Annotated in this window: 8 protein-coding genes; 5 read left to right on the top strand and 3 right to left on the bottom strand. The window is 37.4% G+C overall.

What is annotated here, in order from left to right:
• Positions 1-30: 30 nt before the first annotated feature.
• From J2Y60_RS11680 to J2Y60_RS11670, 3 genes are read left to right on the top strand one after another with little or no spacing between them, the layout of a single operon-like run.
• Positions 31-1728: a RagB/SusD family nutrient uptake outer membrane protein gene (locus J2Y60_RS11680; RefSeq protein WP_309918483.1), complete on the top strand. Its 1698-nt coding sequence runs from the start codon at positions 31-33 to the stop codon at positions 1726-1728.
• Positions 1729-1780: 52 nt separating this feature from the next.
• Complete coding sequence (locus J2Y60_RS11675; protein ID WP_309918479.1) at positions 1781-4906, top strand: TonB-dependent receptor; 3126 nt, start codon at positions 1781-1783, stop codon at positions 4904-4906.
• Positions 4907-4936: 30 nt separating this feature from the next.
• Complete coding sequence (locus tag J2Y60_RS11670; RefSeq protein WP_309918476.1) at positions 4937-6655, top strand: RagB/SusD family nutrient uptake outer membrane protein; 1719 nt, start codon at positions 4937-4939, stop codon at positions 6653-6655.
• Positions 6656-6824: 169 nt separating this feature from the next.
• Here the strand turns inward: J2Y60_RS11670 and J2Y60_RS11665 are convergent, their stop codons facing one another.
• The 3 genes from J2Y60_RS11665 to J2Y60_RS11655 all read right to left on the bottom strand — a co-directional run bounded on the left by J2Y60_RS11665 (position 6825) and on the right by J2Y60_RS11655 (position 11625).
• Positions 6825-7724: a helix-turn-helix transcriptional regulator gene (locus J2Y60_RS11665; protein ID WP_309918534.1), complete on the bottom strand. Its 900-nt coding sequence runs from the start codon at positions 7722-7724 to the stop codon at positions 6825-6827.
• Positions 7725-7853: 129 nt separating this feature from the next.
• Complete coding sequence (locus J2Y60_RS11660; RefSeq protein WP_309918473.1) at positions 7854-8705, bottom strand: SDR family NAD(P)-dependent oxidoreductase; 852 nt, start codon at positions 8703-8705, stop codon at positions 7854-7856.
• Between the two features lie 208 nt (positions 8706-8913).
• The gene (locus J2Y60_RS11655; RefSeq protein ID WP_309918470.1) at positions 8914-11625 is read right to left on the bottom strand and encodes a Tat pathway signal sequence domain protein; all 2712 of its coding nucleotides are present in this window, start codon (positions 11623-11625) and stop codon (positions 8914-8916) included.
• Positions 11626-11802: 177 nt separating this feature from the next.
• On the opposite strand from J2Y60_RS11655, the gene J2Y60_RS11650 reads away from it, so the two are divergent.
• Together J2Y60_RS11650 and J2Y60_RS11645 are read left to right on the top strand one after the other, a co-directional pair.
• Positions 11803-12480: a DUF6250 domain-containing protein gene (locus tag J2Y60_RS11650; RefSeq protein ID WP_309918467.1), complete on the top strand. Its 678-nt coding sequence runs from the start codon at positions 11803-11805 to the stop codon at positions 12478-12480.
• A 238-nt stretch (positions 12481-12718) separates the two neighbouring features.
• Positions 12719-13843 (top strand): glycoside hydrolase family 95 protein (locus J2Y60_RS11645; RefSeq protein WP_309994636.1); only part of this gene is annotated, 1125 nt, incomplete at its 3' end.

Here is a 13843-nt window from a genome sequence, read left to right as displayed (position 1 = left end):
AAATCACCAATTTCCTAAATACTAAAAAAGATGAATAAAAAACTATATACAAGCCTTCTTTTATTGGTTTTGTCAATGTCTTGGACAGCCTGTGAAAGAGTTGAGACTGAGCCTCGTGACTGGATTAAAGAAGATTTAGTTTGGGATCAGCAAGATAAAAATGCCACGTTAGCGGTTTTCTTCCTGAACGATATTTATAATTATATCCCTAATGGGTTCAATCGCATTAGTAGCAGTAGCAATGGAGATTTCCTAGATGCTGGTGCAGGTGATGCTATCCCTTCAAGAACCAACCGTGCTGTAGAATACTATACAAATGGTATCATCAGTGTGTTGAACAACCCTGACCCTTATTGGGGTAATAGCTATGCAGGTATTAGAAGAGTAAATATATTCTTGGCTAATATTGATAAAGTACCTGCTACTGCTGCAAGTATCGTTACTTGGAAAGCTGAAGCTAGGTATATCAGAGCTCACCTCTATTTTGAGTTATTAAAAAGATATGGTGGTGTTCCTTTGATTGCCGATAAAGTTTTTACAATTGAAGATAATCTGTCTCTCCCAAGAAATACTTTTGAAGAATGCGTAAACTATATCAAAGCTGAATGTGATGCTATAAAAGGAAATTTAACACCTGAGCCTGTTTCAGATAACAACTGGGGACGTATTCCTAGAGGAGCAGCCATTGCCTTGAAGTCGCGTTTGTTGCTGTATGCCGCTAGTCCGCTGTTTAATGGTGGTGGGGTTAGTACCAATCCGAGCCTAAAAACTTTGAATGGTTATGCAAGTTATGATGTTGCTCGTTGGCAAAATGCTTTAGATGCTGCAAACGAATTGATTAATCTAAACTATTATGCTTTGCAAGCTTCCTACAACAATATTTTTATTGTAAAGAAAAACGCTGAGATTATCCTTTCTAAACAAGTAGGGAACAACACAACTATTGAAAGTTTGAATGCACCAATCGGTTATGGTTCTCCAGCGGCTAGTCAAGGGCTTACAAGTCCTACTCAGAATTTAGTAGATGCCTTCCCGATGAACAATGGTTTAGATATTAGTAATCCCCTTTCTGGATATTCTCCACAGGCTCCTTATCTGAACCGTGATCCACGTTTGGCTTTAACGGTATTTTTTAACGGACAAACATGGTTAAAACGTAATGTAGAGACTTTTGAGGGAGGTAAAGATAAGCCTGGAGGTAATTTAGTACAAACAAGAACGGGCTATTATCTTAGAAAATTTATGGCTGATTTTGCCACTAATACTACTTACACCAATCAGAGTCATAACTTCCCTATATTCCGTTATGCTGAAATTTTATTAAATGCTGCTGAGGCACTTAATGAACTAGACAAAACGGAAGATGCAGTAAAGAGAGTGATAGAAATCCGTAAAAGAGCGGGTATAAAAGCAGGAACGGATAATCGCTATGGAATAAAAGCGGCGATTTCGAAGGATGAACTAAGAACTTTGATTCAGAACGAACGTAGAATAGAATTAGCTTTTGAAGAACATAGATTCTGGGATTTACGTCGCTGGAAAATCGGAGAGACTGCTTTGAGTGGTGCTTTGATGGGTATGAAAATTACTACTAAAACAGATGGCACTTTCAATTATGCCCCTGTACAAGTAGGAAGTATGGTTTTCTCAAAGAAACTCTACTATATGCCACTTCCGTATGACGAAACCTTGAAAAACCCAAGTTTGATTCAAAACGAAGGTTGGTAAAAATGACACAAGCAATAGCTTATGAAATCATGAATAAAATTCATTAGAATTTATGAAAAAACTAATATATATCCTGTTTTTACTTACCGCCTTTACTAGCGGCTCACTTTATGCCCAAGGGCAACTCGTCAGTGGTGTTGTTTCTGATGCGAAAGAGACCCTTCCAGGCGTATCTGTTTTCGAAAAAGGGAAAACAACCAATGGTACCTTAACCGATGAAAATGGTAAATTCCGCATTACTTTGAAAGGACAAAGTGGCGTATTAATCTTTCGTTCATTAGGTTATAAACAACAAGAAGTGTTAATCACTACACAAACTAATCTAAATGTAGTGCTTGAATCTGAAGACAAAAGCCTTGACGAAGTAGTCGTTGTAGGATTTGGGCAACAGAAAAAACTTACCTTAACAGGGGCAGTAAGTTCGGTATCAGGTCGCGAAATTCGTGAAAACCCTGCTGCCAGTTTACAAAATGCGTTGGCAGGTAAATTACCAGGCTTTTTCTCGCAACAACCTTCGGGTCGTCCTGGGGCAGATGGAGCCAACTTTTATATCCGTGGAGTTAGTTCGTACAACGGTAACAACCGTCCTTTGATTATTGTAGATGACGTTGAATTCTCTTATGACCAATTTGCAAGAATTGACCCTAATGAAATTGAAAGTTTATCTATTTTGAAAGATGCCTCTACTACTGCTATTTATGGAGTAAGAGGTGCCAATGGTGTAGTAGTAATCACCACTCGTCGTGGGAAAGAAGGACCACCACAAATTTCAGTAAGAGTAGAAACGGCTCTGTCTCAGCCAACTAAAATTCCTACTTACTTGAATGCTTATGAGAGTGCTAAATTATATAACCAAGCACAAATTAATGATAATGCTGCCAATCCGAATCCATCGTTTAAACCTCGTTTTTCTGATCAGGATTTAGCATTATATCAAAATGGTACAGACCCATACGGTCACCCAGATGTAAACTGGAAAGACGTTTTATTTAAAACTTTCAGTAAGCAATACAGAGGTAACTTAGATTTGTCGGGTGGTACACAAAGAGTAAAATATTTTGTATCAGTAGGGTATTTGAACCAAGATGGGATGTTGAAAGACTATGGTCAGGATCAAGGTGTTAATAGTAATTATTATCACCAACGTTATAACTACCGTTCAAACCTTGACATGAGCGTTACTAAGACACTTGACTTACGCTTAGACTTATACGGAAACTTTGCACAGGTAAATACGCCGCAAGTGGGTAGCCCGTTCGGGTATAACGATTTGTTTTATGATTATAGCAGTTTTGCTACATTAGCTCCTTTTGCATATCCTGTTTATAACCCAGATGGGTCATTAGGATACAGTACTTGGAGTCGTAACGAAAACCCAAGTTATAATGTAAACAATGTGGTGGGTCGTTTGAAGTACTATGGTTATAGCCAAAGCAATGAAAGTAATATTAACTTCATTGGTTCGGCTAAACAAAAGTTGAATTTTATCACGGAAGGATTAAATATTCAAGGACGTATTTCTTTTACAAGCAATTATGCTTATACTAGAAGTATGACACGTGATCAGTTTCCTTCATTCATCTATAACCCCACAACAAATTCTTATGAAGCGCGTGACCCTAACGTATATAGAGTAAGAAGGTTCTTTATCGGTTACGACCCTAAAAGTACTTCAAGAGTATTGAACCTACAGTTTATCTTGAATTACGACAGAACTTTTGCTAAAGCTCACCACGTATATGGTTTGGCATTGATAAACCGCAATTCAAACACTGCTGCAAATAGTAATGGTATTTATAACTTTATTCCAAGCAATTTCCAAGGTTATTCTGGTCGTTTGGGATATGATTACAAAAACCGTTATTTATTACAATTGAATGCAGCCTATAATGGTTCAGACCGTTTTGTGAGCGACAAGCGTTTTGGTTTATTCCCAGCGGCTTCGGCAGGATGGAATATCTCGGAAGAGCCTTTTTTCCAAGAAAGTCGTCTGTATAAATCAATCGATTTACTTAAAATTCGTGGTTCGTATGGTATCGTAGGAAATGATGCATTGGGTAGTAGTTTCTCATATTACTATCAGCAAAATTATGGTACTGGAAACGGTGTAGTACAAGCAAACTTTGGATACTCAAGTAATGGTTACAACAGTATTTATGAAGGAACGCTAGCCAATAATGATGTAACGTGGGAAAAAGAGAAAAAACTAGACGTAGCCCTTGAATTTGGTTTATTCAATAGCAAATTAACTGGTAGTATCGATTTCTTTGATAACAACCGTTACGATATTCTTACTACTCGCGGTACTATTTCTGCTATTTTCGGACAAGGCTTACCTCCTGTAAACATTGGTAAAGTAAACAACCGTGGTTATGAGTTAGAACTAGGGTATCAAAGTCCTACCTACAATGGTTTCTCTTATTCAATCAAAGGAAATTACTCGGTAGCTAAAAACAAAATTGTTTTCCAAGACGAACCAAGTTCATTGTATCCTTATCAAGCTTATACAGGTAACAGCATCGGACAATCAAGAGTTTATACATTCATCGGCTATTACAAAAGTGCAGATGATATTGCTAATAGTCCTAAAACTGCTGTGCCTGTACAACCCGGAGATTTGAAGTATGCCGACTTAAACAACGATGGTAAAATTGATGGATATGATATGTCTGTAACAGGTAATCCAAATACACCGAACACTGTGTATGGTATCAATTTAGGCATTCGTTACAAAAGTATCAGTATCAGTGCCAATTTTCAGGGAGCTCGTAATTTCAGTGTGAGAGGAACTTCGGAATCTATCCGTGCTTTTGCATCTAATCTAACCGCTATACACCAACAAGCTTGGACGCCAGAATTGGGTGATAACGCCAAATATCCACGCCTTACTTTATTAGGTGGAATTAGTGACCCTGCGGGTTATCCTTCCACATTCTGGCTAATTCCAGGCGATTACCTTCGCTTGAGAAATGCACAGGTGAATTTTGAAGTACCAAGTAAGTTTTCTCAAAAAATTGGTATTCCTCAAATCCGTATCTATGTAAATGGTTCAAACCTCCTTACGTTTACTAGCTTAAGTAAATTGTATGAATTTGACCCTGAGATTACATCTGGTACTGATAGAGTGAGTTATCCACCACAAAGACTTATAAATCTTGGCATAAGTGCCACATTCTAAGTGTTTAACCATATTTGAACTAATCGTTTCATGAAAAAAATATTGTTGATTGGATGTATCATTGGTAGCCTTGCCGCTTGCAAACCTTCTGGTGATTTCCTAGACCCTAAAACAAATGCTTTAACCGAAGAAACGGTTTTTAGCGATAGTACTCGTACAATGTCTTTCTTATTCCGTATCTACGGAGACGTTGGCTTTAGTTTTAACAAAGGCCGTTGGGATTCTCACGGTAATACCGAAGAAGCGACCGACGATGCTGAATACCGTTATTCAGGCACAGGGCAAAAAGCGGTAGTACTTTATAGTGGTACAGGTAGCCCGACCAATTTCCCATTCTTTGAATTTTGGTCAACGCCCTATACCAATATACGTAGAGTAAACCTTTTGTTGCAAAAGCTTCCACAAACGCCATTGTCGGCCAAGCTTAAGGCACAAATGGCTGCTGAAGCCAGATTCTTGAGGGTTTGGTATTACAATTGGCTATTAATTAGCTTTGGTGGTGTGCCTATTATTAAAGATAAGGTGTATGACATTACTGACTTTGTAAACGAGCCTCGAACTTCATATGCTGAATGTGTCTCTTATTTGACTAGCGAATTGGATGCGATTGCATCACAGTTACCTACAAGAACTGAGTATTCAGAACAAGATTATGGTCGTGTTACAAAAGGTGCGTGCCTAGCCTTGAAATCAAGAATTTTACTTTATGCGGCTAGTCCATTATTCAATGGTGGTGCTGAAACGCAAGATGCAAATTTGGCTAAATTGGTAAGCAATCCAACTTATGATGTTAGTCACTGGCAAAAAGCTGCTGATGCGGCCTTGGCAGTAATTAATTCGGGTGAATATAGTTTGTATAAGGATAATACTACCGCTCCAGGTTATGGTTTTGCTCAAGTGTTTTTGAATAGAGTAAATAGTGAGTATATCTTTTTCCAGAACCGTGCTGCCAATCGTGATATGGAAGGTTTTTATAATATGCCAACCAGAGGGGGTGCTTATAATGCCATGCCTACACAGAATCTGGTAGATGCCTTTCCAATGAAAAACGGAAAAGCAATTACTGATCCTACTTCGGGGTATGATGTTAATAACCCATATAAAAATCGTGACCCTCGATTTGCTAATTCTATTGTTTACAATGAATCGTTGTATTACTTAGCATCATCAAATACATTGAGTCCAGTTTATACATATGAAGGAGCTGCCTCAGATGGTTTTACATTGGCTGGACAAACGACAGGTTATTACACACGTAAATTATGTGATGTAAATATTTCATCTAATAGTAGTTTTAATGCTAATAGAGGTTGGCCATTGCTTCGTTATGCAGAAATATTATTGAACTATGCTGAAGCGATTAATGAAGCTGGTAAGCCAGATTTAGCTTACAGTAAATTGATTGAATTGCGCGACAGAGCTGGTATTGATGCGGGGGCTGATAATCTTTATGGATTAAAAGCTGGTATGACAAAAGAAGAAATGAGAGAGGTAATCAGAAATGAGCGACGTATTGAATTAGCTTTTGAAGACCATCGTTGGAATGACATTCGTCGTTGGAAAACAGCCATGGTTGTTAGCAATGGTTTTAACAAACGTATGCGTATTGTTAAAACAGGTAATACTTATACTTACCAAGTTACTGAATCTGTCAGACGCCATAATTTCCGTCCAGAAATGTATCTTTTACCAATTCCTGATTCCGAAGTACGCAAAGCTCCTGCAATGCAACAAAATCCAGGCTGGTAGTTAGTTAATTGTGAATTAGTGAGTTGTGAATTTTGTATTAATGATAATTTAAAATTTACAACTCACTTTTTTATTATATCAACTGAAAATCATTCTCTTAGCCTTTAAACCTTCATTATACTAATCTAGCCATTCACTAACTCACAATTCACCACTCTCTAATTCACAATTAATTCATTCTATACGCCGATGGATTCATTTGTAATTGTTTTCTAAAGAAGTTATTGAAGTGAGCAGGTTCTTCAAACCCTAAGCAGTAGCTTATCTCAGAAATATTCCAATCAGTGTGTTTTAGCAAAGCTCTTGCCTCGTTTATTAATCGTTCAGTGATTAAATCCGTAGTTGTTTTGCCTGTCGTGATTTTAATCGCCCTGTTCAAGTGATTTACATGCACATATAACTTTTCAGCAAAATCTTTTGCCGAACGCAGTGAAAAGCGTTGTGAAGGTGATTCTATCGGGAACTGGCGTTCCAACAATTCTGTAAAAACAGCCGTAATCCTAGAATTAGCATCAGGATGTTGATAGAGTCTTTCAGTAGGCTCAATCTTCATCGCTGCATGAATCATTTCTGTAACATAATTGCGGATAAGGTCATATTTATAGCGATAATCTGAATTTATTTCCGTCATCATTTTCAGAAAAATTCCACTAAGGTATTCATCTTGCGCTTCATTTAATAAAAAAGCAGGCTTCCCTCCTATTTTGAACATCGGCAAGTCATTAATATTACTCCTAAGATTTTCGGTAAAAAACGCTTCCTTGAAAATACAAAAGAAACCTGTAGTTTCTCCAGAAATCAACTCCCACGTATAGGGTACTTGTGGATTAAAAAAAATGAGCGTTGGGCCGTCTATTTCGATGCTTTTATCAGCATAATGATAAATATTGCGTCCTCTGATTAAGCTCACTTTATAAAAATCTCTCCGACTATAATTGATGGGTGTTCCCCCTGCAATGCAGTCTTCTAACCTAAAAACATTAAAATGCCCTAAATCCTGTTTTAAATTCTCTGGAAGGTAATTGAATTTATGTTGATAAAAATCTTCTAAGGTTTCAGTCGTTGATATCATTTGTATAGATTTATTTCAAAGCCCAAAACCCGCTTAAAAAAGCAGGTCAGGCATAATTTACCAAATTATCGTTTCCTTTAAAAGAAGTATGATTGATTATTTTTCCTTTTACAAAATCATCATGTCTTAATTATCAAACCCTGTGGCAGTAGCTAATGTTCTTACGCTTTCTAAATCTTGTTTTACCGCTTCCATCTTCACTTCTGCTAAATGGTAGGCATCAGCTCCTAAAAATAAATGTAAAGGTGGTTGTTGAGATTCAGCTATTTTAATAAGCACTTGTGCCGCTTTTTCTGGGTCGCCATTTTGGTTACCATCATATTCGTTTTCATGGGTGCTTTGTACTTCACGTACTGTTTGATAAGCTTGAATTTGATTTTTAGGAACACTCAAAGAAGAAGCACTTAAGAAATTAGTTCTGAAATATCCCGGTGAAACGATTGTTACGTTGATGCCAAAGTCTTTTACTTCTGCCGCTAATGATTCTGAAAAACCATGCATGGCAAATTTTGTAGCACAGTAAATTCCAAACCCTGGAAATGCGCCTGTAAATCCACCGATTGAAGCAATGTTAAAAATATGTCCTGATTTTTGTGCTCGTAAATAAGATAAAGCTTGACGGATAACATTCAACGAACCAAACACATTTACTTCAAAATTCTGACGCGTTTCTTCATCGCTCAATTCTTCTACCGCACCCACTAAACCATATCCAGCATTGTTGACGATTACCTCAATTTTACCAAAGTAATCTACCGTTGCTTTAATCCCTACTGCTACACTTTCTTCTTGCGTAAGTTGTACCGCCAATGGTAGAAAGTTGTCTGAAACGATACCGACTGCTTCCCTAAGTTCTGCTATATTTCTTGATGTAGCGGCAACTTTTTGGCCATTATTTAATAGTTGTTTTACTAATACAAGCCCTAAACCTTTAGATGCTCCAGTAATAAACCATACTTTTTGTGATGTATTTTCCATTATACTAATTTTGTTTTGTTTGACAATGTTTATTGTTTTTAACGATACAAAATTAGTGTAGGAATCAAACAGCGTGATTGCGGTAAACAAAGCAATACTTACAAAATTCAAACAATTTGTTCTTTGCTGTAGGCGATAGGCTATAAGCTTTAGTTGAAAATTTATATAATATTGTCATTGCCTAAAGCTTATAGCCTATCGCAAAGAATTACTCTAACTCCTTACTAGCAAAAGCTAGACACTGCATCGCAGCCAAGCCCCATTGAGCCACGCTATTGGTTGAGATACCAACTCCTTCGTCAATTGGATTCAGTACTTTAGGTCCTGCCAATTTTGTAATTTGCGTTGATGGTTTTCTGATGCCACCCTCTCCTGCATAAAATTCTTTCCAAGCTCTCTTTCCTAATTCAGGATCCTTATTCCGCTTAGCCGCAAAAGCTGTTAGTCGTGCATGTCCTTGTTCTAAGTTTAGTTTTTTCAGGCTTTCGCCCAATACGGCTTTCTGTTCTTCGGCTGTGCCATTATACAATTGACAATATTGTAGCCAAGCCTTCTCGAAAATAGACATATCCACTACATCTATTAATTCAGCACATATTTCTGCTAAACCAAAAACGGCACTCAGGTGAGACACCGAAATCTTCTTGGCATCCTCTTGTTGATATTTCCCTGTTGATAGCTCCATGATAGCCCCTCCCGCAAAAAAACCATGTGCTTGTTCTGCAATGGTACGCATGCTATTTAATAATTTAGCTTTCATCTGCGGATTTTCGGTACGCTCCCACTCAGTAAGCCATGCAGCAGACAATGCTCCCCAGTCTGTGCCAAAAGAAACACTGGCGTATTCGCCCTTAGGGTCTGACAATGGTGCTTTTTGACCTATTTTCCTACCCGGAATAATGGTTCTGAGTGTTCTATCAGCATTTACTTGCTCTCTCATCAAGTCTCCTACTCTTTCGTCGGCTGTCAGGTAATAATAAAAACGACGGTTGGCGGCTGTACTAATTCTAAGCTGTTTAGCACTACAACCCCAGTGCTGTACATTATGGCGTGAACCAAGTGGACTGAATCTTCCGATATGATGCACATCTACTTCTCCTGTATGGCGAGTCATGGCTTCTGCCATTCTGAATACATCACTTCTGCCTGTTCTTAAGAAATAGTACCAAAGCCATAAGTCTGTAGAGAGTTCAGAATTATCCCAAGCAAATCCGCCAACATCATATTTCCAAACGTGACGGTCTTGGTCATAACTATGCATTACATCTCCAAAATTCCAGAAACCATACCAACGGCGTTGGTCAATCTGTTTTTTGTAATAGTCAAAATGAAAATCTAACTGATTTTCAATGGCTTGCTTTTTAGGAGATGTTTTATCGGGTAAACTAAACGCACTCCCAAAAATACCCACTCCTGCTAAATATTCAGGAGTTGCTACAAGCAATGGAGGTTCTTGTATTTGCTGAGCAATATCCGTTAACATTTCGTTGGATGGCGTTTCGGCTAAAGCCCATATTTGTAATTCACTGGTGCGTGCTACGCCAAAAGGTCGGCCAAATTCAGGTTCATAATCTTCATATGTGATGTCAAGAGCATTTAATTGTTTCTCATAAGTATCTTCGCCCATCCCATCATGATAGGCACGTAAATCCATTGCTGGCGCTTTAGGTGCCCAAAGCCATAATGTTACTTCACCTAAAGCTGTATACGCATTTTTGATGTCTATCTGAGCAGGGTAACTCTGCCAAAAATTGCGGATACCAAAAGCCAATCCTCCTTTTGGTGTACCTAAATAACCCGTTCCACTAGCACGACCACCATAAGCAGACTGCACCCACGAGTAGCCTGTTTTGGTTCTTTTCTGAATATCAAAAGCATCTGGCGTGCCTTGAAAAAGCGTATAATCTCCAAATGCAGGAATATATTGAATATTTTTAAGTACATTATCAGGTATTTGCGTTACCGTTTTCCCTCCTATCTGAGCATCTAAAGCTACCCTTCCAGCATCTCTTCTTAAACCTGATAATCCTTGCACGGCTTCAGCAAATACGCCTTTGTTTTCTCCTACAAAACGTATATGCCTGTCATATAATGGCTCATTCAAAGGCACTGAAAAACGGATGCCTAGCCCTTTTATAAAATCTTTGTTTTCATCTCCATCATAAATAATGGTATGCAACATCCTGATAGATTCAGCTTCAGCATAAAAATACAAACGCACTACAAAGGGTAATATGCTTTTTTTCTGAGCATTTTCGTGTGTTCCTTCTATCTTAACTACGGCTCTGATAGCTCCGCTTTGCTCTACTATTACTTTATTGATTTTTCCTTCAAAAGTATCTATACTAAATGACTCCCCTCCTTCTACCTTATCTTGTACCGACAAAACTAATTTACCATTTTGTCCAATCTCTTTCTCTGCACTTTTCAAAGATGTAATCAACGTTTGTCCATTTTTGCTGATTTCACATTGAATCTTTCCTGTATCTATTTTAATACTTTCGGCACTGTCCTCAATTGCTAATGAAGTAGCTAGTTTGCTACTTTTACCAATTTTCAATTGTATCTTTTCCGATAACTTTTCATTTTTACTAATCGCATGGGCAGTCCACTTTAAACTACCATCTGGCCAATAAGCCAATGGCCAAGTTTGAGTAGGAATGATGTTCTCATTACTTACCAAAGTAAGTTCTGTCCCTTTTTTTAGCTGACCTTTAGGCCACGGTATCCCAAAAGTAGTTCCTTTGAAAAGGGAAGAATATTGGGTATCTAACCATGATAAGGGCACAGTATTAGGTGCTATAATGATACTTTTTTTATCTTGGCTATTTGCAAACGAAGATGCTAAAGGAAGACCAGCAGTAGCAATCATTGATTTCTTTACGAATGCTCTACGGGTAAAAGAAAAGGGTGACTTCATGTATTTAGAGTTGTATTGTGGATTTTTGCCGACACTCGGCTTGACGATGCTGTTAGTGATTGAGTAAATGTCCAAAGCTAAATGCTTATGTTGTCAGCTCAAGGCTAAAAAGCATTTTTTTCAGTAATTTTACCCAATTATTTAACTAAAATATACTTTTGATTCGTGAAAAAGCTAATGCTGTTCCTCATATCCTCTATTTATTTACTTCAAACTGGCTGTAAAAGCAGTAATATTCCTCATCAAAATGAACTTTATTCAGAAAACTTCAAAGGTAAATTAAATACTAAAAAATGGGTTTCAGAAATTGAGCCTTTAGCCAACTCTAAGGTATATACCGATAATGGCAAATTAGTCTTAGATACCAAAGGTGGCGTTAGTGTATGGTTCAATCAACCTCTACAAGGCAATTATATCATAACTTTTAAACGTAAAATTATTGTAAATGGTGGGGTAAACGATAGACTTTCGGACCTTAATGTATTTTGGTTAACAGAAGCCCCTGCTAATGCTAATCTCTTTACACGCTCTGGTAAATTCGAAGAGTATGATAATTTGAAAATGTATTATGTTGGCATGGGTGGGAACACCAACACCACTACACGTTTTAGAAAATATCAAGGCAATGGAGACCGAAAACTTTTAGCAGAAAAAAACGATGCTCATTACCTATTAAAAGCTAACCACGAATATCAAATAAAGATTATTGTAAAAGACGATATTACTAGCTTTTGGGTAGATGACGAGAAATTCTTTGAAGGTACCGATGAACATTTTCCTAGCAAATCTTACTTTGGTTTTCGTTCTACCTTTTCACACCAAGAAATTTGGGATTTTAAGGTTTTTAAAGACTAAAGTACTTTAAGATTTAAGGAATAATGGATTTTCTCCTTACCCCTCTCTTAGCTATCTTACTTTTTTGACATTATGCTCTTCGCAAAATAAAAATAGATGAGTATAAAGCTCATTATTATCCTTTTTATGCTAATTCATCTTTAAAGAGTATTATTCTGAAAGATGGATTAATCGATTAACTGTGGATATACTTATTGCTTTGATATTATTTCAGAAATAACTGTAACGAATTGCGAAAATGACAAAAAATCTATTTAATAAGACCTTAATTATCCTATTTCTTCTCACTTTTTCAAACCTTATACAGGCACAAAAATCACTCGTTTTGTGGTACGATAAACCATCTGGCAAAGTTTGGGAAAGAGCATTACCAATCGGTAATGGTAAAATCGGTGCGATGGTATATGGCAATGTGGCGCAAGAAGTTTTACAATTAAACGAAACTTCTGTTTGGACGGGAAGCCCAAATCGCAATGACAATCCAGATGCCTTAGCTTCATTACCTGCTATTCGTAAATTAGTTTTTGAAGGCAAACAAAAAGAAGCTGAAATACTGGCAGGTAAAACGTTACAAAGTAAAAAATCAAATGGACAAATTTTTCAGCCTGTCGGTAGCTTGAATTTACGTTTCGATAAACATGAAAATTTCAGTAATTATCGTCGTGAATTAGATATTCAGCGTGCTGTTAGTACCACTACCTATATTGTAGACGGTGTGCAATACACCCGAACAGCTTATGTATCTGCTCCTGCGAATACATTGATTATGCATATTACCGCCAACAAAGCTAATAGCATATCTTTTGATGCATTTTTTTCTACTCCACAAAAAGATGTTAAAATCAGCACCAATGCTAAAAAACAATTGATTTTGCATGGAGCTACTGCAGGGCATGAAGGCGTAGCAGGGGGTGCACTCAAATTCAATGCGCAGACAACTTTTAAGCTACAAGGCGGAAACATTACAGCTAATGATACCCTTACAAGCATTGTTGGAGCAAACGAGGTGACTATTTACGTAAATATCGCCACAAATTATAATACTTATAAAGACCTGACAGGTGACGAAGTAGCTAGATGTGAAACAGCTTTACAAAAGGCTATCTCAAAACCTTATGCCACTTTACTCAACGAACATATCGCTAGATTTCAGCATTATTTTAATCGAGTGAAATTAGATTTAGGTTATAATCCAGTGGCAGAAAGCAAGCCTACTGATGTTCGCTTAGAGGAATTTAGAACCAATAATGACCCAACTTTTGCTAGTTTATACTTTCAATACGGTCGTTATTTATTGATTTCTTCTTCCAATTCTGGTGGACAACCTGCTAATTTACAGGGCATTTGGAATGAAAAGATGTTT

This window comes from Arcicella sp. BE140 (genome assembly GCF_031456255.1).
GTDB lineage: Bacteria > Bacteroidota > Bacteroidia > Cytophagales > Spirosomataceae > Arcicella > Arcicella aquatica.
Note: the sequence above shows the minus strand (reverse complement) of the source record. Positions and strands in the feature narration are given on the sequence as shown.